General features: G+C 48.5%; 20 protein-coding genes. 5 read left to right on the top strand and 15 right to left on the bottom strand.

Features of this window, described 5'->3' with window-relative positions; translation table 11 throughout:
* Positions 1-101 precede the first annotated feature (101 nt).
* Positions 102-1043 carry a zinc-binding dehydrogenase gene (locus tag J4G07_01535; GenBank protein ID MCE2412664.1) on the top strand — a complete coding sequence of 314 codons (942 nt, stop codon included), beginning with the start codon at positions 102-104 and terminating at the stop codon, positions 1041-1043.
* A 157-nt stretch (positions 1044-1200) separates the two neighbouring features.
* Here J4G07_01535 and J4G07_01530 read toward each other — a convergent pair whose 3' ends face one another.
* The 9 genes from J4G07_01530 to J4G07_01490 all read right to left on the bottom strand — a co-directional run bounded on the left by J4G07_01530 (position 1201) and on the right by J4G07_01490 (position 10499).
* On the bottom strand, positions 1201-2328 hold the full coding sequence (locus tag J4G07_01530; protein MCE2412663.1) for a mandelate racemase/muconate lactonizing enzyme family protein: 1128 nt from the start codon (positions 2326-2328) through the stop codon (positions 1201-1203).
* A gap of 246 nt (positions 2329-2574) precedes the next feature.
* Complete coding sequence (locus J4G07_01525; GenBank protein MCE2412662.1) at positions 2575-2937, bottom strand: hypothetical protein; 363 nt, start codon at positions 2935-2937, stop codon at positions 2575-2577.
* A gap of 116 nt (positions 2938-3053) precedes the next feature.
* Complete coding sequence (locus J4G07_01520; GenBank protein MCE2412661.1) at positions 3054-4466, bottom strand: hypothetical protein; 1413 nt, start codon at positions 4464-4466, stop codon at positions 3054-3056.
* Complete coding sequence (locus J4G07_01515) at positions 4466-4855, bottom strand: hypothetical protein (GenBank protein MCE2412660.1); 390 nt, start codon at positions 4853-4855, stop codon at positions 4466-4468. The genes J4G07_01520 and J4G07_01515 overlap by 1 nt, the downstream gene beginning before the upstream one ends.
* 29 nt (positions 4856-4884) lie before the next feature.
* Positions 4885-5712, bottom strand: a complete 828-nt coding sequence (locus tag J4G07_01510) for a phytanoyl-CoA dioxygenase family protein (GenBank protein ID MCE2412659.1) — start codon at positions 5710-5712, stop codon at positions 4885-4887.
* A 31-nt stretch (positions 5713-5743) separates the two neighbouring features.
* On the bottom strand, positions 5744-6547 hold the full coding sequence (locus tag J4G07_01505; GenBank protein ID MCE2412658.1) for a phytanoyl-CoA dioxygenase family protein: 804 nt from the start codon (positions 6545-6547) through the stop codon (positions 5744-5746).
* A gap of 172 nt (positions 6548-6719) precedes the next feature.
* Positions 6720-7154, bottom strand: a complete 435-nt coding sequence (locus J4G07_01500) for a superoxide dismutase family protein (protein MCE2412657.1) — start codon at positions 7152-7154, stop codon at positions 6720-6722.
* 220 nt (positions 7155-7374) lie between these two features.
* Positions 7375-8178, bottom strand: coding sequence for a phytanoyl-CoA dioxygenase family protein (locus tag J4G07_01495; protein ID MCE2412656.1), 804 nt, complete (start codon positions 8176-8178; stop codon positions 7375-7377).
* 158 nt (positions 8179-8336) lie between these two features.
* Entirely contained in the window at positions 8337-10499 is a 2163-nt protein-coding gene (locus tag J4G07_01490) for a sigma 54-interacting transcriptional regulator (GenBank protein ID MCE2412655.1), read from the bottom strand.
* A 496-nt stretch (positions 10500-10995) separates the two neighbouring features.
* On the opposite strand from J4G07_01490, the gene J4G07_01485 reads away from it, so the two are divergent.
* The gene (locus J4G07_01485; protein MCE2412654.1) at positions 10996-11406 is read left to right on the top strand and encodes a VOC family protein; all 411 of its coding nucleotides are present in this window, start codon (positions 10996-10998) and stop codon (positions 11404-11406) included.
* A gap of 131 nt (positions 11407-11537) precedes the next feature.
* Here the strand turns inward: J4G07_01485 and J4G07_01480 are convergent, their stop codons facing one another.
* A complete protein-coding gene (locus J4G07_01480; GenBank protein ID MCE2412653.1) occupies positions 11538-13382 on the bottom strand; it encodes a hypothetical protein in 1845 nt (614 codons plus the stop codon).
* A 79-nt stretch (positions 13383-13461) separates the two neighbouring features.
* Complete coding sequence (locus J4G07_01475; GenBank protein ID MCE2412652.1) at positions 13462-14832, bottom strand: hypothetical protein; 1371 nt, start codon at positions 14830-14832, stop codon at positions 13462-13464.
* 520 nt (positions 14833-15352) lie between these two features.
* Here J4G07_01475 and J4G07_01470 point away from each other — a divergent pair.
* Entirely contained in the window at positions 15353-17275 is a 1923-nt protein-coding gene (locus J4G07_01470; protein ID MCE2412651.1) for a hypothetical protein, read from the top strand.
* Between the two features lie 48 nt (positions 17276-17323).
* On the opposite strand, the gene J4G07_01465 is transcribed toward J4G07_01470, so the two are convergent.
* Positions 17324-19357, bottom strand: a complete 2034-nt coding sequence (locus tag J4G07_01465; protein MCE2412650.1) for an SUMF1/EgtB/PvdO family nonheme iron enzyme — start codon at positions 19355-19357, stop codon at positions 17324-17326.
* A 422-nt stretch (positions 19358-19779) separates the two neighbouring features.
* Here J4G07_01465 and J4G07_01460 point away from each other — a divergent pair, with 422 nt between their 5' ends.
* Positions 19780-21270, top strand: coding sequence for a glycoside hydrolase family 32 protein (locus tag J4G07_01460; GenBank protein MCE2412649.1), 1491 nt, complete (start codon positions 19780-19782; stop codon positions 21268-21270).
* 26 nt (positions 21271-21296) lie between these two features.
* On the opposite strand, the gene arsM is transcribed toward J4G07_01460, so the two are convergent.
* Both arsM and J4G07_01450 read right to left on the bottom strand, forming a co-directional pair.
* Positions 21297-22058 carry an arsenite methyltransferase gene (gene arsM / locus J4G07_01455; protein MCE2412648.1) on the bottom strand — a complete coding sequence of 254 codons (762 nt, stop codon included), beginning with the start codon at positions 22056-22058 and terminating at the stop codon, positions 21297-21299.
* Between the two features lie 72 nt (positions 22059-22130).
* Positions 22131-23021 (bottom strand): creatininase family protein, encoded by an 891-nt coding sequence (locus J4G07_01450; GenBank protein MCE2412647.1) that lies wholly within the window; start codon positions 23019-23021, stop codon positions 22131-22133.
* A gap of 188 nt (positions 23022-23209) precedes the next feature.
* Between J4G07_01450 and J4G07_01445 the strand changes: the two genes are divergently transcribed.
* Complete coding sequence (locus tag J4G07_01445) at positions 23210-24019, top strand: LamG domain-containing protein (protein MCE2412646.1); 810 nt, start codon at positions 23210-23212, stop codon at positions 24017-24019.
* Between the two features lie 146 nt (positions 24020-24165).
* Here the strand turns inward: J4G07_01445 and J4G07_01440 are convergent, their stop codons facing one another.
* Positions 24166-25908, bottom strand: a complete 1743-nt coding sequence (locus J4G07_01440) for a phytanoyl-CoA dioxygenase family protein (GenBank protein ID MCE2412645.1) — start codon at positions 25906-25908, stop codon at positions 24166-24168.
* Positions 25909-25926: the final 18 nt, after the last annotated feature.

Raw genomic sequence — 25926 nt, 5'->3', positions numbered from 1 at the left:
TCACACAAAAGTGGCAGTTGCATTCAGAATGTATGCTATAATCTGGAAAAATCGTGGTATTGTTCGCTGTTGACCAATGTAAGGAGGGTTGTGTTAAACCGATGAAAACGCAAACGATCAGGTATGGAGAAAACGGTGGGGTCGAGATTATTGATGTTAATGTATCCAATCTGCAGGCGGATGAAGTGCAGGTTCAAAGTGCCGCCTGTGGGGTCTGTGCATGGGACTTAGCGACCTTTCGGGATGGTGGTTACGCGCCTCCGGGGCATGAAGGCGTTGGTTATGTCACAAAAGTTGGGAGCGGGGTCCCGGATATTGAGGAGGGGATGCGTGTTGCGAGTGTAGCGTTGGGATTCGATGGTATCAAGAACTGTCCAGCTGAAAACATATATGTCCTTCCGGAATCGGATATTTCGGATGAGTATTGGCTCGTTGAGCCGGTTTCATGCGTTGTAACTGGGCTCGACACTGCCCCTTTGCGACCCGCTGACAACGTTGCAGTTATCGGGTGTGGTTTTATGGGACTTATGTTCGTTCAGGCAATGAGCCGATTCTACACAAATGACCTGATCGCCATTGATCTCGTTGAGAAACGTCTGAACCTGGCGAAATCGCTCGGTGCTGAACTCACGTATAATCCTCAGGAAATCCCTGCCTCCGAGTTAGTGTCGGAGCTAAAAGCGCGTCCGATTGACGTGGTATTTGACTGTTCTGGCAAAGGGGCAGGGTTAAATCTCGCCACGAAGATTGTTCGTAGAGGTGGGCATATCAATCTCTTCGGTTGTATTCGGGAGCAAGTAACATTCAACGGTTCCGAGTGGCATGGCGGTGCGTTCAATTTGGTGAGTTCGTCGCCGGGTGCGAAGATTCGGGACACGTTCCCACCAGCGATCCGGCTTCTTGAGCGTGGGCATATTGACCTGAGACCACTCATAACGCACATCGTCCCACTGCAGGATTATCCGGCACTCCTCAAGGAAGCAACGGGTGGAGACGCGGGTGGAGACGGAAGTTACATCAAAGGTGTTGTGAAAGCCGTGTAATGAAGTTCATTGTCTGAATCGCGGATTGATACGGATTTTACAGATTTCGCGGATTTTAAGAGAGCAGCCACAAGTGCTGCCCTTACAATAGTGAGTTCAGGGACTTTGGTATGATGTTGGGTTTCAATTCAACCTGCGAGCTGCCGATTGCTATTTGCTATCCAAACAGATATTTTTCCACAATATCTTCTCGCACCGTGACCCCCAATCCCGGAACGTCTCGGATAGCGACATAACCGTCCTCTTGGGCCCACGGATCGCTGACCAATTCATGCTGCATCGGGGATTCATGGGGCTTAAAATCCGTGCAATCGGCATGCGGTGAACTCGCAAGCATGTGCAGACTCGCAGCGGTGTTTAAGGCACTGCTCCATGAATGGGCACTGAACAGAAGATTCTCCGCCTCAACGAGTTTGATGACACGTCGGCTACCGGTGAGTCCATGGCAACGCCCCGGATCGATTTGTACGATATCAACGCCACCCGACTGGATAAGGCGTTTGTAACTTTCGACATCCCATTCATCCTCACCTGTCCCGATGGGTGTCATAACCGCTGACCGCAGTTGGGCGTATGCTTCAAAGTTTTGGGGGGGCAGGGGTTGCTCAATCCATTTGAGCCGATAGGGTTCGAGGTCCCGGAAACGTTGAATCGCTGTCGGGACATCCCAAATACGCCGGTGACCAGGTGTATCAATCACAAACTCAAGTTCATCCCCAATCACCTCACGCACACGACGAATCATCTCAATATCACGCTGGCGATCGAGACCGAATACCGCCTCGGGTCGCATCCCCCATCCGCCTTTGACGATACGGTAGTTTTGCTCACGCAACCACCGAAATTCGTTCAGTGTCCAGTCCAAGTCTTCCATATCGAAGATGAATGATGCCATTGCAGCGATTTTGTCGTGAAGTTGACCCCCAAGGAGTTGGCAGACGGGTAGACCGAGGGCTTTGCCCTTTAAGTCCCATAACGCCATATCCACAGCACTGACGGCGAACGCAGCGATGCCTTCAGGACCATACCACCAGATGTGGTCGAGCATTTTATGCCAGTGTCGTTCCACATCTAAGGCATCTTCACCGGTAAGCATTGGTGCAAATCCCTGGTCAATAATTATCTGTGTTGCGAGTGTCGCTTCTCGGAATTGCGAGATACACTCCCCCCAACCCACGAGACCGTCGTCGCTCTCCACGCGGGCAAGCGTGATGTAACGCTCGATACCTTTGTAGTGTGGCTCTGGATATGCAAGTGGAAACGCCTGAATTTTTTGAATTTTCATGTTTTTAATATCCCTTGCGGAGGAATTAAGTGCGTCTAAACTATCGAATACGTTCCTTAAATCCGCACTCCACTCCGTTACGTGCTAACGTTTTTGACGTTATGAAGTTAACAGTATTGCAAGCACAGCTCGCTGCTACACCAAGATTGGACGCGGCGGAATGTCTATAAAAATACAGACATCCGCCAAACCCTAAGCCCCAGCGGGGCGACAATTGTGTCCTATAGTTGTCGACAGTTTAGTGTATTAAGGCCAAATTCCATAAGTCGGTATATTAAACACCATCCCCAATATTGTCCACAGACTCCCGACGGTAAATTGCCCCAATATCAACCCCAAAAAAAATGGCATTGCCTTTCGATGGGCATTTCTCCCACCGTATTTCAGCAGAACCAATTTCAACACCCACACGATGCCCAGGCTAAACCAGATGTAATTGACTGCCCAGCTCCCACACACGGTGGCATACGCTGCTGGATGAAAAGGAAACCAGAAAAATTTCATCCGCATCAGCATAAGGAAAAGCGCGAACAACAAACCAATTCCGGTAAATCCTAACGCCCAATAGTCTGGATCAAGCGGATGTGCTAACCACTTCTGCAGTTGCATCCACGGTTCAGATCCGTATATAATCGGGACGCGAGACATCTCGTGTAAAGCACCGAGTCGATAAGGAACGGATATAAGTGCCCAAAATTGCGAGAGGATACCAACGAACAGTGCGATCAGGATCGCAAATAGCCGAGTTTGAAGCCTTCAAGTTGATGGGGCATCGGATGCGAATCGAAAGTGCGCGTAAAAAACCAAAAAAAAGAGAACATCGAAAGATTATTCGGTCCTAACCTACGAGTGCCTACAGCCGCAACCATGACTCGTTCGGGTCCCGTATAATGCAAGTCGTGCATTGGCGATCCGAGCTCGGCTCGCATCCGAGAAACCGCCGTGGAGAAGGCAAAATAGAGTCCAAAGAAGACAAGAATCGTCCAGAGGGACATACCCGCTCTCAAACAAAAAAAGGTCAGAAACGCAATGCCAGCAATAAGTGCGAGAAGCACCGTCCGGGGTGACATCGGTTCATCTCGCGTGGATGTGGGACGAACTTTCGCTGCCAGCAAATTCTGAAGGTATTTTCTGCCCCTCCATAAGGCAATCAGAAAGATGCCCATATAGGCACCAAATCCCTGATAGTTGACGTAAGGATAACCCGTCCCTTCTAAACCCATAATGCTTCCAACGACCTGTTGCCCCTTCCACACCCAAAAGAAAAACCAACTCGAAAATAACAGATCCAACGGAATTAGAAACCCAATGCCTAAAACAAAAGGGTAGATACCCAATCTCAGCCACCCCATTGCGGAGAAGGGTTTCTCTGTGAATCTGAAACGGTATGCTTTCTCGTACACAGAGGGTATCGCAGGAAAGACGTGGTGGAGACCGTTAACGACATCGAAAGCCGCCACAAGCCCGAAACCGATCCACATCAACCGATTTGTGAAGAAACCGTCGCTCGTCATCCGAGCCGGAAGTTGGATAATCGGATACGCCAGTTTCTCATCTTCCGTCCACGGTTTCCGAACGATGACAGTGATACAAACCATAACAAACAGCATCACAAAGAGAAAGGCGAACCAATTCATCACAGGCGTTAGCCAACCCAACAGATGCCGCGTTGTGTAGAGCGTAGAATCTCCCTCGTAATAGCCTGAAAGAACGCCCTTGTCCGACACGGCAAGCCAACTCGGAATATACCGCCAAAACAGGTCTTTCCAATCGTTCTCCGGCGTTGCGAACCAGAAAGCGTGCCCTAACGTGGAAACCAAAATCTCCATCATGCTGTGTCCCGCAGTGGCAGACGCTACGGATAACATGACATAGATGACAAGGAGTTCACCTTGAGATAGCGCGAACTGGGGCAGGAATCGCTTGAGTATTTGGTTGAATCCGATCAACACAAGCACGTTGAAAACAACCGTGAAAATCAGCGAGACGATTGTGGGCTGCGCGGAGTATTGTACCAGTTCAATATAAGTAATCCAATAACAATTGATCGGGATGAGAAGAAGTCCAATTGCTATGGACCGCCAGCCGACGGATGAGGACGGTCTTGATGGGGATAGGGGCGGTTTCGTGTGCGGCATTACAGATTCTTTTTATACTTGATAAAAATCGATTTAACCTGTAACACTTTTGTGGTTATTGTCTGCTCGGTACCCACGTTATTGTCTATGGTTACTTCTCCGGACTTCACGCGATCAAATTCTTCAAATACGATTCCATCAGCTCCACTCTCTCGCGCCTTCTCTATTAGCTTTTCTTGTAACTCCCCCGCTTCATCTCCCTCTATAGTCGCATGTCCCATCACCAGATAGTCTTCGATTACATCATTCTCTGAAAAGTAAACATCCACATGGACGGTAGACGGATAGGAGTCGCCAAGATAATCGACATCGCTACCACAAGCGGTAAGAAATAATATCATCGATAGAATCAACACGATAATTTTTCCATTCACATCTACACGCCACATGAGAAAACTCCCGATATTCGGTTTTCGATTTAAGACTGATTTGGCAATGTACTACCCTCTTGATACGAGAAAATCAGTGGCAGATGTGCATCGTCCGCCAACACATCGCCGACCTCTAACTTCGCAAATACTTCATCGGGCAACGCGCTTTTCTTCCCATTGAACGTGGCATCCTCCGGCATAAAGAGCATGGCGAACGCACGGCGCGGGTGTGTTGTCATATTCGGTCCCGCCGCATGCGCGACCATCCCACTGATGAACACGCCGGCTCCCGCTTTCATCTCAGCGGCGTAGGGTTCAATCTCCGCCCACTCTGGATACTCTCGGAACAGCTCACCGATACCAACCTGTCCGAGGCTCCCACCAACCTCAAAGCCGCTCGTCTTATGTGTACCGGGCAGAAAATACAAACAGCCGTTTTGAAGCGTTGCATCATCAAGAGCTATCCAGAACATGATTGCCTGATGTGAATAGAACGGGTCATACGGATTATCGACATGGAAGTTCGTCGGATTTGCCCACGGTTGCTTAACCATGGCGTGGTCGTGATACAATCGCACACCCGAAGTACCGGCGAGGTCTGCCGCCAGACTACCCAACTCAGGGTTGAGAATTAACTGTTTAATCTTCTCGCTCGTCTTCCACAAATTGACGCATTGAACGAAGACATTCTTGTAGTAGCTGTCTTCTCCGCTTTGGTTGTGATAGGCATCAGAACGGCTCACATGCTGCGCAACAGCCTCGTCCACGGTATCCTGCCACAATAACAACTCGGAACCGTTCAGGAAATTGTCAATAATCAGGAATCCATTTTCGCGGTAAAATTCGATCTGATCGTTCGTAACTTGTGTATTCATGGCATCTTAAGTGGATCGGAAATACGTGCCTTTAATCGTAGTTACTGGGTCGATGATCGCCCATGAGTCGTTTCTGCTGAGGGTTCGCTTGGGCGAGGATCGAGGCATCAAACTGAAATTTATTTAGATAGGGTGGGTACTTCTGTGTAATCATCCGCTGGGCATAGTGCACCTGCAAAAGATAGCGGGTTTCGTCACTCGTGTTGGCTGAACCACGATGCCAGACTTCACTGCGGAAAAGCACCACGTCCCCAGCATTGCATAAGATGCTCTCTTCACCCCGGTTATTCCATTCGGTTTGTCCGTTTGGAGAACACCCAGAAAAATGGCTGCCCGGAACAAACTTCGTCGGTCCTAATTCCTCATACATATCGTTGAGATAATAATGGGCAGTAGTGATAAAGATTGGGACTTTGACGCGCGGATCGGAACGAATGTCTGCAGGTAGGCTGATTGGCAACCAATCTGTGTGTAACCCCTGATCCGGACGTCCCGGTCCCGTCACCCACGATTGCATGCCGATGCAATGACAATCCTCGCCGTGCGTTGCCTCGGCAACTTCAATAATGGGTGATTTGTCAAGGAATTGGAGATACAACGGGTCTCGATTAAACGAGTTATTGATGATTTTGTTGAGGAATTTTCCACCATTTTGAGGTGTTTGGTGCCGATCCAAACACTCTGGGATCGTCTCTAATCGATCCACCATGGCTCGCAATTTGGCGACTTCCTCAGCATTAAGCACGTTAGGGAAATAGACATAACCATCCCTTTCCAGTGCTTCCACTCGGCTTTCTAAGTCGTTGTAGGCAATCAGTGAGAGGGCTTTTGCCATTTTCAGTACTCCTTGATGATTTTAAAAATTGTTCAAAGTTTAATAACGGGACTTACGCACAAAGCAAATATTGGGATGAAAGGATGAAAGGAAGGATGGAAGTCCACCTTCCACGCTTCCATCCTTCCAATCTTCCGATCCTGTGAGGAAAGAAAGGAATTTTGCGTAAGTCCTATTCTACTAATACAATGGCACCGCACCCGATACGCGCACCAGCAGCCCCCGAAGGCTGCGAAGTGAAATCGTCCGCACCGGCATGGACAATAATACCTCGACCGACAATATCTACGTCGGAACCGGTGCCGATCTCCCAGAGATCCGTCGTCAATGTAATACTGCCCATTCCATCTTCTCCGACGGTGATATTGCCGATGTCCCCAAGATGGAACTCACCTTCTCCCCATTTTCCGTGTGCAACACCCGTGGGATTCCAGTGACCTCCGGCGGATGTACCGTCGGGTGAACTGCAATCACCGTTTGCGTGGATATGAACGGCGTGAAGACCGGGGGTTGCGCCCTGAATTTCAACCGTGAGCGTGATTTGGTCGCCGTTTTGTGTGTAGACTGCTACTCCAGTTACGCCACTGTCGCTCGATGAGGCAATCATGGCGTTTGCTTGTTTTCTGGGTGTGATTGAAAGAACTCCTGCCTGTTGGCGCGTTCTTTCGCAACCCACCAATATAATAAAAATACCAATCAATAGGAAAACTGTGGACTTTACAGTAATAGAAATTAAACGTGTTTTCATTGATAACTCCTTTGTTAAAGTTTGTTAATCTAACGTGGGTCAGATAATTGAAATATGATAGAAAGAATCCGTAAAAATCTCAATCATAGTTACTCGGTCGATGGTCCCCCATGAGTCGCCTCTGTCGTGGGGTTGCTTGGGCGAGAATCGACTCGTCAAACTGGAACTTATTCAGATAGGGCGGATACTTCTGTGTGATCATCCGCTGGGCATAGTGCACCTGCATAAGGTAACGGGTTTCGGCACTCGTATTGGCTGAGCCACGATGCCAGACTTCACTACGGAAAAGCACCACGTCCCCAGCATTGCATAAGATACTCTCTTCTCCGCGGTTATTCCACTCGGTTGCGCCGTTTGGAGAGCACCCAGAAAAATGACTGCCCGGAACAAACTTTGTTGGTCCTAATTCCTCATACATATCATTGAGATAGTAATGGGCGGTAGTGATGAAAATGGGGATTTTGACGCGGGGATCGGAACGAACGTCTGCGGGTAGAGAGATTGGCAGCCAATCCGAATGTAGTCCCTGATCCGGACGTCCCGGTCCTGTCAGCCACGAATGCATACCGATGCAATGAAAATCCTCGCCGTGCGTCGCCTCGGCAACTTCAAAAACGGGAGGTCTGTCAAGGAATTGGAGATACAACGGGTCTCGATTAAACGAGTTGCTGATGAGTTTATGGAGGAATGCGTCGCCATTTTGAGGGGTTTCGTCCCGATCATGAGACACTGGGATTGCCTCTAATTGATCCATGGTTGCACGCAATTCAGCAATTTCATCGGCATCAAGCACGTTGGGAAAATAGACATATCCATCCCTTTCCAAGGCTTCAACTTGGCTTTCCAAGTCATCATAGGCAACGAGGGAGAGGGCTTTCGCCATTTTCGGTACTCCTTTCAAACAGTAGCAACGAATCAACGCTTATCCGATATGATATGTTAATCCCAACGAAGTTGTCAATGAAAAACGTGTCGGCGTTGGATTTCAAGCGTCCAGATTTCTTCTAAGGTATCCACAAAGCGATTGCCCCGATACCACAACTATACTGCCTTGAGTTTGCGCCATAGGGTTGTCCGACTGATTCCCAAACGTTGTGCAGCGAGTTGCGGCTTTCCATCAGACTCCTCCAAAACCCGTTGAACGAGTTCACGTTCCAAGGCAGCAAGCGGATTGCTTTCCCTGAGTGCCTGCGTAACAATATCATCCCGCGACGAAATAAGATCGGGCGGTAGATGTTGCTTTTCGATGCTGCCACCCTGACATTTAACGAATGCATGCTCTATAATGTTCTCCAACTCTCGCACATTGCCGGGGTAAGTATAATCCACTAAGATTTCAAGGGTATCGGGTGAGGCGCGATGAATAGATTTTTGGGTCTGTTGATTGAATTTTTCGATAAAGTGTTCAATGAGGCGTGGAATGTCATCTCGTCTTTCACGGAGTGGCGGCGGTGTAATCGGGACGACATTGAGCCTGTAGTATAAATCCTCGCGAAAACGTCCAGCATCAATTTCTGTTTTCAGGATTCGATTTGTTGCTGCAATGACACGAACATCTACTTTCCTTGTTTCGGTTGAACCGACCATTTCATATTCGCCCTCTTGCAAGACGCGGAGCAACTTTGCTTGTGTTCCGAGACTTAACTCACCGATTTCATCAAGAAAAAGGGTACCGCGGTCCGCGGCTGCGAACCGTCCTTCGCGCGTTGCGATGGCATCCGTAAACGCACCTTTGACATGTCCAAAGAGTTCACTCTCCAACAAATTATCGACCAAGCCAGCGCAATTGACGCGGATGAAGGGTTTTTTCGTCCTCTCGCTATTGTCGTGGATTGCGTGAGCGATCGGTTCTTTGCCGGTCCCGCTTTCACCTTGAATCAGGACGGTCGTTTTCATGGGCGCGACGAGTCGAATTAACTCGAAAATCTCCTGCATTTTCCGATTTTTCCCAATGAGATTCCCAAACGAATGGTGCTCCTTCAGTTGGGCACTGAGTGCCTTTACCTCCGAAAGATCGCGCGCGAACCCCTGGACAAATTCCCGTTCGTCATGCACAATCCGGATCGCTCGAATTTCCAATGGTAAGCGGCTTCTGTTTTTACGGGATAGTTCAGTTTGGAAAGTAATAGGATTCTGTTGGTCGAGGCCTTCGAGCGTTTCGCTGGCTTTTTGAAATTCATCAGGGGGCGTTAGATCACGCAGGGACAGATTGACGAGTTCTTGGTGTGTGTAACCAAGCCATGCACAGAAATTTTCGTTTACAGTAACAAACGTTTCTGTGAGTGATGGACAAATGAAAATTGCGTCGTTAGACATCTCAAAAAGTGTGCGGTATCGTCTGTTGTTTTCGGCGAGTTTGTCTATCCAATTCCCTTTTTCAATGAGAATTGAGAGTTGTCCGGCAATCGGTTTCAGTCGTCCAATATGCGCCTCGGAGAATGCCCGGGGTTTTTCGCTGGTGAAAAAGACAACCCCAATGGGTTTGCCCTGCACTTTAAGTGGAAGTGTCAGATTTGAGCGCATCCCTTCTTGGACCATCAGTCTTGTCCAGTCCGTCGGTCTTCTTGCGAGAATTTCCTGAAAATCGTCAATAATCCGTGCTTCCCCTGAATTGAGGATAGGCTCAAGGCTTGACCCCTTGATCTTTGCTGAAAACCCGTTGTCCAGCAAGATTTTTCTGTTGGATTTCGTTTTGCACTGCACTAAATTACCGGAGGATTCGTCAATGAGTGCGATCCCTAATCGGTTATGTGGGACCACATTCTGAAGTCCCTCGTGGATATTCTCAAAGACTTCATCGAGTGTCTTTCCAAGCTGAATCTGCTCAAGGATTTCATAGACCTGATCGGTTTCAATGGTTTGGTTAAAAACAGTCCCTTCGAGCCTGTTGTTTGCTGATACTTCAGGGGAGATTGCGATCTGAAGTGTATCTCTATCAAGCCGAAGTGGATAGGTTCGGAGGTTTGGCGTGGTAATCGGACATCCACTTTTCAGATTGTATTGCCAACCGTGCCATGGGCAGGTAACGACTTCACCCGCCAGTGTTCCCTCGTTGAGGGGTCCCCCCTGATGCGGGCAGGTATTATTGATCGCGTAAAATTCTGTGCCTGTATTGAAGATTGCAATGTTTTCGCCGTCCCATTTGACGAGGATATTCTGTCCCGGTTCAATTTCAGATGTTTTAGCAATGTTAATCCACTTCACTACTTCCCTCCACGCGTGAACAGGGTTTGTTACCTATAGGTTACAGATTATCACACGGTGAATCGGATGTCAAGAATTTTGTTTCATAAATGAAAAACGTTTCATTTGTGAAATTCTGAAGCAATTATAGTAAAATTCACAATTACTTGGACATTCCAGGAAGGCGAGGATACAATCCTCGCCAGCGGTGGTGATGGACTTTATTCATAGAACGACTGTTCACAAACTCAGTTCGTAGTAGCGCAATTCATTGCCCGTTGCGTTAGTCCTATTTCTATGATCTCTAAGCAATTAATTCAGATTTTGTTTCAGATTTGAAATACATCGGAAAAATCTAAAATTTTATTTTACCCTGCAAAACGTTGAACTATCTCAATTGTATAGGAACCTGAAGGTTTGGCATCAAACTTGCAAACCTATTGTAAAGAAAAAAGAGAACTAACCCGATTTGGATTAGACGATAAGGTTTATCTCTAAATTTCAGGAGGATTTAAAAATGAGCCGTTATCTTGAACACGCCAACATGACCGTGAATGATCTTGAAAAAGCGATCGATTTCCTAACAACCGCCTTCCCAGAATTTCGAGTCAGGGGTGGTGGTGATAATGCGAACGGAACGAAATGGTGTCATCTTGGGACTGACGATTTTTATATTGCGTTGTCAGACCGCAAGCATCCGTTCACAGGTGACCGGAAAGGCACCTATGTGAACCATCTCGGTTTTGCTGTTGATGACGCTGAAGGTATCAGGGAACGTATGCTCGCTGCCGGATATAAGGAAGGTTATAAAGTCGAACCACATCCCCATCGAAAACGGATCTATTTCATTGATGCGGATGGTTTTGAATGGGAGTTCGTCGAATACTTCACGGATGAGCCAGCGAAACGGAACGATTATTCACAGTGAAAATAAATTTCGCTCGGGATGCAATGCTTATTAAAACTTGTAGGGTTCAGGCGTGGTGCTTGCCCTACAAGTTTTTTGCTGCCGTGCTGGATGTTCTAAGGGAATGTGTGGAATTTAATGACCTGTTTGGTTCAGTCTTCATCAATGGACCAAGTGCAGTTGATATTGTTGTCCTTGTAAAATTGCTTGAGGGCTGGCTTATCAAACCATAGCTGCATTTCTTTGCTAACAATATGCCCGACACTGCTTACCTTGAGGTAGAGACCCCCCGCTGTCCATCCGGGGATGATGTCGTAGCGTTCGGTTTGCGCGGCGTAGATGCTGAGCAACGCCAGCGGTTCCATTGCATCAAGATTTGCGGTTCTATGGGTATCCTGCAGGAGTTCAGCCACGCTTTTCCCCTCATGTCCCTCCTGTAGCTCCGGCTTATCCATGACCTTGCTGTGAAGTATAAAGTCATCTTCGAGCGTAAAAAGTCCGCTATCTGGGTGCTGTCTACCTTGAAGTAAGTTGTCCCCGATTCGCTCCGCCATCGCCAGAAATTCTGCCTTCGGTTCTACCCGATACAAATCAACCAGTGCGAAGATATAAGCGGGTTCCAGAGCAGTTGTATCAAAATTGAACAGTGGTTCGCGGTTTTTGTCAACACCGATGTCGCCAATCCCAAAGGCTTTAAATAGCGTGCGTAAGTAGTCTCTGAACTCCCTTCTGCCCCCAGAAACCCGATATCCACGGGCACACACGGACGTAAAGAGCGGCGTGATGTTTTGTGGCAGAAATGCACCGCCTTCTTTCGCGCCAAAGTAAAGTTTTTTTCCCCTGAAGGGTCCCTTTATCCGAAAACCTGTGAGATCTGTCCCGTCAATAATGATACTTTTCAGCGTATTGCTTTCTTGATCGTAGGAGGCGTCTAAAAAACCGATGATGTGTTGCTCGACCGCTTCTTTGATGTGCGCCATTTCGCCGATACGTCCGTACTTTTCGGCATTTTCTACGATTGTCAGCATACCCATCATCTGGGTAATGGTGTGGTTTAACTGATTGCCGACATAGACTCTCGGTTCGGTCGCCTGCGGATACCGTCTACCGAATACGTTAAGCCCGCGTTTAGAGATTTGTGGATGAACCAGATTGGGCAAGATACCGGTCTCTGGGTCACGTTGCTTTATAATCAGATTTAAGAGACGTTCCCCCCAAATTCGCGGTGCCTCCTCCTGCTTTTGATACCCCAAACTGTAAGCAGCGTAAGCCAGATCCAGTGCCACACTGATAAACGAGAGATCCTCACTGATTTCGGGGGTTTTGTATCCATCCCAGGGTCTGTTCCAGGTATTGGTGTGATCGACCTGCTTTTTGAAATCACCGTGTCGGTTGTAGTGTAGAGCGCCCCAATCTTTGATATTTGCTTCCCAAATCCCTTTCATCAGCATCTCGCCGCGGTCTGCCTCTACTGCTCTCAGTAGTTCCCAGTAGGGGTATACATCCTCTATTTCGTGGACAACACCCTTCATACCGTATCTATCCCCGGTTACCAAGTCCACATAGCCGTGTCCGCCCCAATGCAGAACGCCACTTTCTGGATACCAGTAGTGATTGAACATGTATTCGGCGGCTTCTCCCGCGGCATGAACATATTTACCATCCCCAGTGAACTGGCTTAAAGAAGATAGTAACCGCATCAGGTTCTGCTGATTTTGAAAGAAACTCCAGACCGCCGGTTTCGGCTCGGTGCCTGTGCGGTGAGACGTCATAGATCTGGGTGCCTTCAAATGATCGGTATGGAGGCAATCCGCAAAAAGCGGCATATCTTTGCCACTGTATCTATCTCTCCCATACTGGACAGCTGTATCTGCGAAGAGACTCGCCGCTTTCAAAAAGCGATTATCATTTATTTCGTTGAGGCTCAAGCGGTCTCTGCCAATCCACCGATCCAATTTTTTTAAACTTTCCTTGCGGGAGAACCTCGTGGGTTTCATATTTGAAGTCCCCTTCTCAAGAATCGCCTGCGCCGTTGTTGCAGGCTTACGGTTATATCCTACGCGAAAACCTGATAGATTAAAAACCTTTCTTCCACGCGATGACGGCACATCCGAACACGGCGAAGCCGAAGAAAGTAAAGGGCATCTGCCACAGAAGAAAACTCATGTGCGTATGAATGTATGAGTGTGCCTTGAAGATGACATACCACGATAAAGGTGCCAGAATTGAAAACCACGTCGTCCAGATTAATGCGATATAGTGTTGTCGTTGCTCTGCCATCGCCCTTTTACTCTGCCAAAATAGCAGCCCAGACATCACCATAAAAAGCACGATTAGGTATGCATAACGGATTTTCAATAGGAAGTCAGAGACGAAAGTGTTCGCGTTGGATAGATAGTTATTGAGGTCAAAGAAAATACCGTTCACGTAAGTAATGACCACCCCTATCGTCCCGGCTTCAAGACTGGCAGCATACACCTCTGGAAAACCTGCTGTCTCTCCATGCGTTCGCTTCCCGAAGGAATAGAACACATGGGCAACGCCGTCCATAAATCCGTCCTTCGCAGCACCGATTTGGAAGCATAAAAGCAGAAGACTCAAAAGGATTGCTACGCCCGATCCGCACACGGCTGCAAGCGTCCACTTCACGTATTGGTGCCTATTCCAGTTGTCAAGGACAGCATAATAGATACACGGTGTCACCATCATTACGAGAGTAGTCGTAATATACTCAAAGCCGTTAATGAAACACTTAATGAGAACTGAGATGCAGATTAGGATACCGAACCTGATAAACTGACGGTTCGATGGGACCCTGTGGCGTTTAAGGAGGTACAAGACGACAATCATCGGCAGGTAGAATGCCCATAGACTCCACCAAAGATTCTTACCAAAGACTGTCAACCATTGTGAGAGCACAGCTGAACATAAGACGAAAATAGCGACCCATCCGCCAAATTCCTCATAGAACCAACCGATAATTGCGGTCAATGCGGTTGCCGAGAGTAGAGCCGTTAGCACATAGAATGACCACAACTTAATTTGAGGCGATAGCGGAATGCGTCTATCGAGTCGACTGAAAATCATTCCTTGTCCGCCGGGTTGTGACATGTAGGGCGAGAATTTATCAAAGGAGCCTTTGTTGAGATAGGCTGCATATTGGTTGTCAATCTGGTTTGCAGATATCCAGTCCTGCTGAATATTCGTTGTAACTCCTGCCCCCGTCAATCCACCTACCGAGAAGATACCATCTTGGCGAGATTTGACCATCCTACCTATAATCAGGCTTTCGGTGTCTCGCTGATGCGTGTCAAACCACTGCTGTTCAGCGACATGCCATACATTAGAGAAAAACCCAAAGAATAGGAGTCCGATGGATAGTGCCCAAAGAGCTATCTTCCTTGCGAGTTCTGATTGACTGAGATGTTTCAGCTGCATCGTAAACATATCGTTATGTTACCACGACTCTTTCCTTTTAGCAAGCCGAAGAAAGTGCCGGATAGGGGTATTCAGTTCTTCTGTAGGAGTGGGAAATCCGTAAGAATACGCAGAAATGCCCAAGCAAAACACTCCGATTCCCGACGCTTACATTCCCTGCTGGCGAGATTTCTAACCTTACCCCTTGTGGTTGCCCACACATAAAACAAAAATCCACATTTTAACTGACGTGTGCTATAATCTGGGGAAATTGCGTTATTGATGGATGCTGTGGGATTTTTGAGCAGGTCTTACAGCCGAATGATCGCATAAAATTTTCCAACACAAAAGAGGGAAAATTAGATGAATGGAAAGATAATTTTGGCAAATGATGCCATTTTAGGAAACCTAATTTCGTTATGAGCTCTACTATAATTGTGGGTTTTACTATAAACCAAATTTGTAGCCTGCAACAACGACGAAGGCGGGTCTACGGAGAGGCACTTCATTCATCAAACCGACTTGACCGAACCGCAAGGAATAATTAAAAATGTCAAATAGGGCGTTGGGTATCGGCATCGTCTTAGCTATCTTAGAATGCTTGATTGCGCCCTATAACGATTTTGTTATTCGTAACACCTTTCTGGCAGGTGGTCACTTTCCGCTTGCCCCATTTTTTGTCCTGACCGTCTTGGCTCTGGTTGTTAATGCTATCCTAAGATGCTTACATCCGAAACTCGCGCTCTCCGCGCAAGAACTCGTTATTATCTGGTGTATCATGATTGCCGTCGCGGGTATCCCGTCATCGGGAATGATGAGAGACGCACTATCGACTTTCGCGGCTTACAACTATTTCGCCACACCAGAGAACGAGTGGCGATCCCTTTTCTTTCAATATATCCCCGAGTGGCGTGTCGTGCAAGATGAGAGCGCGATTGTCTCCTTCTATGAAGGCTTATCTGTCGGCGAGAGAATCCCTTGGGGCGCGTGGCTGAAACCGCTTTCCGTGTGGGCGTTGTATGTTTTAACTGCCTATTTCGTTATGGTGTGCCTCGCGGTGATCCTCCGAAAACAGTGGATCGAATATGAGAAATGCACGTTTCCACTCGTTCAACTGCCTGTGGAAATTTCCGTCCATCGTTCAGGCATTGTCAATTCATTCTTCAAAAGCAGAAAGATGTGGCTCGGATTCGCGATACCGGCGTTCATCCACACCCTGAACGGGCTACAGGCGTATTTCCCTACCCTTCCACACATCCCCATCCGAATTTGGCTTGATCCGTTTCTCGTCGGCAGACCGCTCAACGCCTTAAGACCCTTTCAGATTGTCGTGCTGATGTCGATGGTCGGATTCAGTTATCTGCTCACACTTGAAGTCGCATTCAGTCTCTGGTTTTTCTTTCTGTTTTTCAAGCTACAATGTCTCATCGGCGGTATGCTCGGTTTTCTCATAACGAAGGGTCCGGGTGTAAAATGGACAGCGTATTCGTTCAGTGCTGCGCAGGAAGCAGGTGCGTGTCTGACGCTTGGCGGATTTGCTCTCTTCAAGGCAAGGCGGCATATCAAGCAGCTATTCTTAAGTGGTTTTGGACGCGGATCTCCTCAATCTGATGTCCAGAATGAGCCGATACCTCCGGGTCTGACAGTCATCGGGCTGATTGGGGGCTTGCTCCTCTTGATATACTTGAGTGTCCTGATGGGAATGTCGCTCGGATTTGCGGTGATCTTTGTGATCTTCTCGGTAGGTGTGTTTGTTGCCTTGACATGGCAGATTATCAACGGCGGGATCCCTTTTATCAATCCCTCATTTTCACCGCAAAGCTTCTTCCTCACAACACTTGGAACGGCACGTATGACCCCCTCAACGACAACGTGGCTGTTCATGCAACCCACCGGCTTAACCTCACACCTGAGAGAATTTATGATGCCAAATGTGATGAACGGGTTGAAGGCAGCGGATACGGTTAGAGCCAACCGGCGCAAACTCCTCATGGCGATGGGAGTGGCGATGGTGCTCGGGCTGCTTGTTTCATATTATTCTGTGCTGAAAGTCAGTTACCAACACGGTGCCTTACACGTGCACACGGGCGGTAGCGGCGGCGTGCGCTGGTTGAGTGCTGTCCTTACCAGTCCTTCAATAGGAACAGATTGGACGAATACCGGTTTTACACTTTTCGGCGGTGCGTTTACAATTGGGTTGATGTGGATGCGAAAAGTTTTCGTCTGGTGGCCGATTCATCCGATCGGATACACGATGCTAAGCTCATGGGCATCGTTCAAGCTATGGTTCTCTATCATGCTCGGTTATTTTCTGAAATACGGCGTTGTGAAATACGGAGGACTCAGAGCATATAGAGAGGCGCGCCCGCTGTTTCTTGGATTGATCCTCGGTGAGATGACTTGCGCTGGACTCTGGTCGATCGTTGGGATGATAACCGGGGTTCAAACCGGCTATCGCATCCTACTGGATTGACAGAAGACTTGAATGATGAATTCCCATCTGGGACCCGCGTAATTCCTATCAATGAGAACGTTGCACAACACACCGAAATCCTGGATAATAAGTCCGTGTCGGATGCCCCCTATTACGGTTATTGACCCGGATAAGATTATCATAGTTTTCCCAACTCCCTCCGCGTATCACACGCTCCGATGTTATAGCTTTATAATCCGACAATGGCTCACCCGCTAACGGATTCTCTCGTGGACTGGCAGCGTAGAAATTTTGCTGATACTCATCAAGACACCACTCCCAAGCGTTGCCTGCCATATCGTAAAGTCCGTAACTATTGGGCGGAAAACTCCCGACAGGAAACGTTGTCTTTCCACCGTCGCTTCCCAGAAAATCGTAGTTTGCGCGGTGCTGTTCGTCATCTTCCGGTGCGGTGTTACCCCATGGATATTTCTTCGCAACCAAACCACCACGTGCGGCTTTCTCCCATTCTGCTTCAGTAGGCAGCCGTTTACCTGCCCATTCTGCATACGCCATCGCGTCATACCACGTCACTCCGACAACAGGGTGGTTCGGTTGATTATATTGTGGATCATTCCAGAATTTTGTCGGTTCTGGGTGTCCGGTAGCTGAAATGAACTGTTTGTATCGGGCGACCGTTACTTCGTATTTATCAATATAGAAGGCATCAAGGTGAATGGTGTGCACTGGCTTTTCATCCATATCACCGGCATTGCTGCCCATCTGAAACTCACCCGCAGGAATAAGCACCATCTCTGCACCATCTTTGTCCCAAATGATGGTTTCAAGCCTCGTTGCGCTCGGTTGTCCCGATGGTGTAACAGTCGTGATCTCTTCCGGCTCGGCATCAGCCATATCCAGTCCTTCCAAACTCCAGAGCGCGAGATGTGAAGCGTTCTTGATGAGGATGTACTTATCCAAAATGACGGGATGCGCCCAAGTCGTTCTATCCGCAATTGAATACCGAGCAATCGGTTCAAACGCTTGTGCATTCGGCTTAATGAGAATCAGTTCCGCATCGCCTGTTAAACAGAACAACACCTCACCTGCACTGACAATCGACGCAGATTCACCCTGCCGCCCTTCGCTTGTCCAAAGGACCTTTCCGGTCCGCGGGTCAAGGCAGAAGAATTGCCCCTTACGCTGCATAGAAAATCCATACAACAAGTCACCATTCAAGACAAACGATGCAGTGTACATGTGAATTTTCGGATTCTGCCAAACCAGTTCGGCTGCCCATTCATCACCATCCTTGCGGACACGGACTGCATGCGTCCCTGTTTCTGCAGCCGAAAGAACAAGAGTATCTTTGTAACGAACCGGGGTAGGGATAGTCTCGTCCCACACCTGTTCAAAGGGCGTTTTCCAAAAAAGTTTGCCAGTAGTCGGTGAGATGCCGATGCAGTATTTCCGAGTGAGTACAATGAGTTGTTTTGTTCCCTCAAATTCAACGCAGATTGGGGACGCGTAGGATGGACCATCTTCAGTCCACTGCCATGCGACATCACCTGTACGTGCGTCAAACGCCGTCAAGGCGCCGTTCTTCGGTTCACCTACATGGACGATGCAGTAACCTGACTCCACAATTGGCGATGTTGAACTCCCGAAGCCGAGGTGTTTTTTGAAATCTTTTCGCCAAAGCACCTGACCCGTTTCGGCATCAAATGCGGAGAGGGCTTGTGTGACTCCCAAGGTATAGACAACCCCATCGTGAAGTATTGGCGTGGAAAATGGTCCTTGACCCCGCGATTCCGCCCCATGCCAAGGCCACATATATGGCACCGGTCCATAGGAATCCCGCCAAAGCACCTGACCCGTTTCAAAGTCAAGTGCAGTAACAACTTCATTTTCGCCTTGCCGTGTGTGCGTATAAATCCGCCCTCCGTTGACAATAGGCGAGGCATCCCCACTTCCCAACTCTACATGCCAGAGTTTTTTCAGTCGTTTCGGCCAAACCGATGGTGCAGAGAATTGTGTCAGAATGCCGTCTCGGTTTTGTCCGCGCCATTGTGGCCATTGGGCAAATGCAATGGTGGCATAAAGGCATACGATGATCCAGATACTTCTTGAAAATCGTTTCATTTTTTCTTCTCTCAATAGGTAATTTGAATTCGTAGAAAGAGTTTTAAACAACTAACGGAATGGCAGGTATGGGCAGAAAACGCTCTTGATCGAGCCTCGTACAATCACTAACAATTATATCAAACCTTCCTCAAAACATCAAGCAAAACCTCTCATCTGTCAGGACCATTTAGTTTTAAGGTTTTTGTCCAATTTATCGGAAAAGTCGGGAACCGGGGTGTTTTTGATAGGGTGTTTCTCCCCTCCTACAGCAGATTCGCAGGGACCGAAAATCTAAAATTTCGGAAAACTGAATAGCCCTATCTCATCTGTTTCTTCTTTTTCCTTGACTTCTTCTAACAGACAATGTATTCTCGTCTCTATAAAATAATCAATACGAAGGATTGTAGATACTCGGAAACCCGTGCAAAGAAAGGCAAACCATGCGTAGGTATGATGATTTTTTAATGGAGTCGTATCAAGTCAGAGAAAAGATGGTCGCCGATAAATTGCGACCGAAGTACCACTTTTTACCACCACACGGGCGTTGGAATGACATCAATGGTGCAGTCTTCTTCAACGGTAGATACCATCTCGGCTACCTACAAAAGATCAGAAACGGTCCCGATGAGAGGGACTTTTCGAGTTGGCAACACATTTCGAGTCGGGATCTGTTGCATTGGACGTATCACACTGCGTACCTCGACGAGCCACTCGAAGGGAAGAAAGGCGATTATTTCAATAGCGGCGACATCATGGACGGGATGGAAATTCCGACGATTATCACCAACATGCCCAGAAGAGGAATCTGCATTTATCAATGCCACGATGCCGATCTCTCACACTGGACACCCTTAGCAGAAAATCCGGTGATTCCAATTGATACGGACGAATTTCCCGAATGCGTGATTTTCGATCCGAGCGGCTGGAAAGAGGGTGATACCTACTACGCCTTAATCGGCAATAAAAACCATCGTCCCGGCTACGAAGGTGATTCGACCAGCCTGTTTAAGTCGAAAGACCTCAAGGAGTGGAATTACGTCGGTCCCTTCTATAAATCTTCGCGCAGATGGACAGCAGCGGTTGAAGATTGCGCCTGCTCTGACTTCTTCCGATTTGGGGAGAAATGGATGCTGCTGATGCACACCCATCATCCCTTTAACAAATGCCAGTATTACATCGGACACTACGAAAATGAAACCTTTTATCCCGAAATTAACGGACAATTGAGCCATCGCGGCAGTATACTCTCCGGTCCCGAAACCCTCATCGACGATAAGGGCAGACGCCTTTTTTGGGGATGGATCGGCGATGCCCGCGACGCAGACACATATGGCTGGCAGAGCATTATGACGCTGCCGTGGCACCTAAAACCAACACCGGATAACTGTCTGAATATCGAACCGGCTTTAGAATTACAATCCTTGAGATACAATCCATTTCAAGTCGGAAATCTGTTTTTAGAAGCGGGGCAGGAGATCACCCTTGACGGGATTGCTTCCGATTGTATGGAGTTGAAACTGACAATAGAGCCACATTCCGCGCAGCGATTTGGGTTAAAACTGTTCTGTTCGCCAGATCTTGAGGAAGAGACGGTGATTCGTTACGATACGGGCCAGCAAGCCTTTATTGTCGATTTTGAAAATGCGAGTACCGACAAAACGCTTTCATACCGGTGTGGACGTGAGGTGCTGAAATCTGGAGAGTTCAAGCAAACCGTGCCCTTCACACTCGGAGACGACCGAGTGCTTGAATTGGATATTTTCGTTGACAGATCGGTAATTGAAATTTTTGTCAACGCTGAGGTGTGCATTGTCCAGCGAGTTTATCCGATGCGCCCCGACAGCAAAGAGGTACGATTGTTTTGTGAAGGTCGACGGATTGCAGTCAGAAATATTGTGAAATGGGAGATGGACGCAACCAATCCGTGGTAAATTTGTGGCTACAATATCCTGTCATCTCATACCGGTTTAACTGCTGCCACTTTAACGCTCGCCACCTCCACCGGCCCCATTTTCGCATAGGCTGACTTACTGAGAACCCGAACGTCTTCAAATCCGGCTTGGCGAATCGAACCTAAATACTGGTCCTCAGGCAACGCGCCTGAAATACAACTCACCCATGTGCTGACTGCAGTCCTCACCCACCCGGGCATATTGTTGGCGACCATATCGGATACCACCAATTTACCGCCCGGTTTGAGGACGCGGAACGCTTCTTCAAAAACCTTGTCCTTATCCGGCGACAGGCAGATGACGCAATTCGAAATGATCCAATCCACACTTCCATCTTCGACCGGCATGGATTCGATCTCACCCAAACGGAAATCGACATTCTTCGCACCAACCTCCTCAGCATTCTGTCGCGCTTTCTCGATCATCTCAGGGGTCATATCAATACCGATCGCGCTGCCGCTTTCACTGATAAGCTGCGATGCGAGTAACACATCAATCCCGGCACCAGAGCCGAGATCCACCACAACGTCACCCTCTTGAACGTCTGTATATTCCAATGGATTCCCGCACCCAAAGGAGTGTTCAGCAGCATCGGTGGGGATGCTGGAAATCTGTGCTTCGGTGTAACCATTCTTTTCTGCGGGGCTATCCGTATCGGTGTCTGGACAGCAGGTGACTGATGAACAGCACGACTCATCCGTTTTTATTCTATCGGCATAGTGCTGACGAACGGATTCCTTAATCTGTTTTACATCCTGAGACTTCATAGTTTCCCTCATATAAAAACTGGGGTTTGTATAGCAAACCATTTCACGATTTAATTCCAATAACCCGATGTGTCACAGTATCCGCCCTTTAGGTATCTGCGAGTTCGGGTACCATCGAGAATCAGAAGGCGGTGCGGGTTCAGGCGGCTGCAGGGAAGCAAACGCAGTCAACTTCGGTCGGATCTCGTCTTCCCAAATCCCTTCGACATCATCAAACGTCAGTGGCGTGTGATTCGACACTTCCGCTTCATAAGCCGATAACAACTCCCGCGTCTTTTCACCAAAATGCGCCACAATATCGATCACCATCTGTTCCCCAACTTGACGACTGGAGGACTCGTTGAAATCCCCCATTGCGAAATCAGGTGCGCGTGTGTCATCCGTCGGCATCCGCGACATATCCACGCAATCGGGTGCCACCGCCCAAAGCACGGACGTTTCACCGCGTCCAGCATGCCCACCCAATCCGTTACCATCCTCGAAACGCTCGATATCCGCACCGATACTCATCGTTGAATACATCCGAACGCCGACATGTGCCTGCATAATCTCAATCACTACTGGCACGTCCAACCGATGGGGACCCGAATGCCCTGAAAATAGAATTGCACCCTGAAAACCCAACGCATCCACTGCTCGAATGTGATAGCAGATATTTTTCAAAAACATCCAAGGCGGTATGGCTGTCAGCCACGGTCGCTCTTGGTCGACTTGATTGTGTCCCCATGAACCGTAACCACCAATCTCATGGCAATGCCAGTAGAACGGCGGTGCGACAATCCCACCGTGTGCTTGCGCCGCCTGACACGAGCATTCATGTGCCCGAATCGCATCCATCCCAACCGAATTGTGCCAACCGTGCGGTTCGCACAACCCATAAGGTAGATACACCATTGGACACGTCTCAAGTGCCGCTTCTAACTCATCTGGGAACATTCGTTCCCACTGCACCTCATGTCTCATATAATATCCTCTCCGATTATTTGTGAAACTCCCTAAAATCCCAATTCAATCCAACCTAAAACGCCTTGCATAAACCTACTGAATATGCGATAATGTCAAGAGTCTAACAGATTTTTAAACTTGATGTCCACTCATTTTTATTACAATCATTCAGTTTTCCGAACCTATAGGTTATGGAGGGAAACCCAATGATCCGTCTAATATTAATTGCTTTCAGTATCCTGTGCTGTCTTGCTATGCTTGTGAGACACAGCGATTCTGAAATCGACCCGACAACTGCCGTTGGCGTGTGGCTTTTTAATGAGACCGACGGTAACACAGCACATGACTCCTCTGAAAACGGCAACGATGGCACACTGCAAGGTGACCCGAACTGGGTCCCCGATGGCAAATTTGGCAATGCCCTGGAATTGGATGGTGCAGGTGATTATGTCAGCGTCCCGGACCATGAAACTTTAGATACCGAAATCAGTGAGGTATTCTCAATCGTCATCTGGGTTCAAGGCACTTACAGACCCAACGATTGGCACGGGTTAGTGACAAAAGCACAGGGATGGCGAGTCGATATGTGTTACCTGTTGCAACGGGCTGCTAATGGCAAATTCGAGTTTGCTCTTTTTGGAGAAGGAGGTAACGACAGCTGGACAGCATCCAACATCCTTCCAGAAGATGACACATGGTATCATGTGGGTGCTGTCTATACCGGTGAAGAGGCACAGGTTTACGTTGACGGCGTGCTTTCTGCCACGCGTGTCTTTTCTGCGGAGATTGCCGACACAAATGCTCCCGTGGTTATTGGAACCAATTACCCAGGCGGCATTCAGCCAGTGGATGGTCTTATCGACGAGACTGCGATTTTTAGTGTTGCTCTGGAAGAAGAGGATATCAACGCCATCATGAACGACGGCTTGGAAGAGACACTCGGTATATTGGCTGTCGAACCTTCAGACAAATTGACTTTGACTTGGGGTGACTTAAAAGCCGGTAATGACAAATAATGCCCTGTTGAGTTGATGACGAATACGGTGGTAAAATCCGATGCGAACAAAGGTGTTTTTTCTTTAGGCTATCACTGACCATTCGTCGGTTTCGTACTGCAACGGTCAGTGATAGCATACAATTCAGGATTCAGTCAAAAGGCTTGTTACACCTGCTTTTCACCTGGTTTTCGTCGATGCTTTGATGCATAACTATCCCCTTCTGGATCGTAGGAAACGGACACCTGCCCATCTTCCACAACCAGTCTCGGTACAGTCCGATGACGACCATCCCGTTCAGGGCCCCGCATGACAGCGAATTGTTCCTCGGTCATATCTTCAACCATATCACCCCACCGCTCCTGCGGATCAATCACACCACCGCCCCAATTGACATTTTTTGACTGGTACTTAATCAGGACCCCGCGTCTGGGGACAGGATTTTTCCACGCTAAGGCACCGTGTGTGCAACCGCCGTCCATGAAGAAGAGCACGTCCCCTGCTTTCATCACAGGTTGGACCACCAAACCCATCGTATCATCACACGTCCGAATGCCGGAAGGCATGGAGTACTGGGTCTTGTGAGATCCTGGTACACATGCGAAACCGCCGAGTCCTGGCTCGACATCGCGCAATTGCCATGTAATGGTGACGGTCTCCGCATAACTGCGTCCATTCTTAAAATAATAACCCCGTGAGGGGCTCATTGGCTCGTTGCCATCGTGGAGCGAGTGCCCCGATGTTCCTTTAACCGCGCAGAATACGGTCGCGCCACTCGTGCGATAGCCGCTACCGCCCATCCAATTGAGTCGCTGCACCACGGTAGGATGCGCAATCATGCACCGAAACGGTGCGTTATAGGGTTCTGGTAAGTCTAATAACCCCGACAGGAGTGGTCGTCCTGTGCCAGCCTGACTTATCGACCCGCGAGCGAGTTCCTCACCTACGACGATACGATCTTGGAATTTATCCACCGCTTCGTTGGCTTCCGCAAGCCACTGCTCATTCATCACGCCGCGCACCACCAGATACCCGTTCAGATCCCAAAAGTAAAATTCTTTCTCATCAATGCCTGAGTTGGGGTCGCGAGTATAAATTGATGGGTGAATGACAGATGGATCTTCTTCCACCCATGTATCTTCGCCATCTGTATTGATCACCGGTGGTGGACTTGAACCCTTATATCCGGGGACGTACAAGACCGCCTTTTGCGCAGGTGTTGCTTCGTCCGCCCATCCGGGTAAAGATTCGGTCTCTGAGTAAGGTCCATGTGGATTGGACTGCACTGCTGCACGCGCCGCATACCAATAGGACAACAACCTTTTCGGATCGCTTTTCCACGGTCGAACCCCTTGGAGCGTAGGTACCGCGACCAAGAATAGATCGCCTGCCTTGAGTTCCGGCTGCACCACTATCCCCATATCATCAGTGCCGGTCGCCAATTCGTGAGGCGTTTCGACATTGCTCTTGTGGCTTGCCTGGACAACAACCAATCCACCGTCCCCTTCTTCAACATCGTCCAACACCCAGATCGCTCTCACGCCCTGACAACTCCGCCGACCGTTTTGTTGGCGATATGCTAAGGAGGGATTTCTCGGTTCGTCGCCGCCGATGAGTGTTGAACCGACTTCACCCTCCCGATTCCCCAACAATTGAGGTGCCTGATCAAGTCGGAAACCGTGTCCGATGATCTGGTTCAAATACCACACCAATTTCGGATGGATCAGTAGGTCCCGGAACAATTCGCGGTGCGAACTCTCTCCGCCTAACAGTGTCTCACGCTCTCCAACGACATCTAATGCCGCGTTGAGTACTGCTACCTCTTCTGGATTGAGGACACCCGGAACGTGTAGATAGCCTGCTACATCAAAAGCATAATTTTCTTCATTCGTCATGACTTCGTTATCCATTTATTCCTCCTATTATCG

This window comes from Candidatus Poribacteria bacterium (genome assembly GCA_021295715.1).
Classification (GTDB): domain Bacteria; phylum Poribacteria; class WGA-4E; order WGA-4E; family WGA-3G; genus WGA-3G.
This window is presented reverse-complemented; position numbering and strand designations above follow the sequence as displayed.

What these genes read in the sequence shown, in the direction of transcription:
- J4G07_01535 (MCE2412664.1), top strand. Translation starts at nt 102, where the DNA reads ATGAAAACGCAAACGATCAGGTATGGAGAAAACGGTGGGGTCGAGATT.
- J4G07_01530 (MCE2412663.1), bottom strand. Translation starts at nt 2,328, where the DNA reads ATGAAAATTCAAAAAATTCAGGCGTTTCCACTTGCATATCCAGAGCCA.
- J4G07_01525 (MCE2412662.1), bottom strand. Translation starts at nt 2,937, where the DNA reads ATGCAACTGCAGAAGTGGTTAGCACATCCGCTTGATCCAGACTATTGG.
- J4G07_01520 (MCE2412661.1), bottom strand. Translation starts at nt 4,466, where the DNA reads ATGCCGCACACGAAACCGCCCCTATCCCCATCAAGACCGTCCTCATCC.
- J4G07_01515 (MCE2412660.1), bottom strand. Translation starts at nt 4,855, where the DNA reads ATGTGGCGTGTAGATGTGAATGGAAAAATTATCGTGTTGATTCTATCG.
- J4G07_01510 (MCE2412659.1), bottom strand. Translation starts at nt 5,712, where the DNA reads ATGAATACACAAGTTACGAACGATCAGATCGAATTTTACCGCGAAAAT.
- J4G07_01505 (MCE2412658.1), bottom strand. Translation starts at nt 6,547, where the DNA reads ATGGCAAAAGCCCTCTCACTGATTGCCTACAACGACTTAGAAAGCCGA.
- J4G07_01500 (MCE2412657.1), bottom strand. Translation starts at nt 7,154, where the DNA reads ATGATTGCCTCATCGAGCGACAGTGGCGTAACTGGAGTAGCAGTCTAC.
- J4G07_01495 (MCE2412656.1), bottom strand. Translation starts at nt 8,178, where the DNA reads ATGGCGAAAGCCCTCTCCCTCGTTGCCTATGATGACTTGGAAAGCCAA.
- J4G07_01485 (MCE2412654.1), top strand. Translation starts at nt 10,996, where the DNA reads ATGAGCCGTTATCTTGAACACGCCAACATGACCGTGAATGATCTTGAA.
- J4G07_01480 (MCE2412653.1), bottom strand. Translation starts at nt 13,382, where the DNA reads ATGAAACCCACGAGGTTCTCCCGCAAGGAAAGTTTAAAAAAATTGGAT.
- J4G07_01475 (MCE2412652.1), bottom strand. Translation starts at nt 14,832, where the DNA reads ATGTTTACGATGCAGCTGAAACATCTCAGTCAATCAGAACTCGCAAGG.
- J4G07_01470 (MCE2412651.1), top strand. Translation starts at nt 15,353, where the DNA reads ATGTCAAATAGGGCGTTGGGTATCGGCATCGTCTTAGCTATCTTAGAA.
- J4G07_01465 (MCE2412650.1), bottom strand. Translation starts at nt 19,357, where the DNA reads ATGAAACGATTTTCAAGAAGTATCTGGATCATCGTATGCCTTTATGCC.
- J4G07_01460 (MCE2412649.1), top strand. Translation starts at nt 19,780, where the DNA reads ATGCGTAGGTATGATGATTTTTTAATGGAGTCGTATCAAGTCAGAGAA.
- arsM (MCE2412648.1), bottom strand. Translation starts at nt 22,058, where the DNA reads ATGAAGTCTCAGGATGTAAAACAGATTAAGGAATCCGTTCGTCAGCAC.
- J4G07_01450 (MCE2412647.1), bottom strand. Translation starts at nt 23,021, where the DNA reads ATGAGACATGAGGTGCAGTGGGAACGAATGTTCCCAGATGAGTTAGAA.
- J4G07_01445 (MCE2412646.1), top strand. Translation starts at nt 23,210, where the DNA reads ATGATCCGTCTAATATTAATTGCTTTCAGTATCCTGTGCTGTCTTGCT.
- J4G07_01440 (MCE2412645.1), bottom strand. Translation starts at nt 25,908, where the DNA reads ATGGATAACGAAGTCATGACGAATGAAGAAAATTATGCTTTTGATGTA.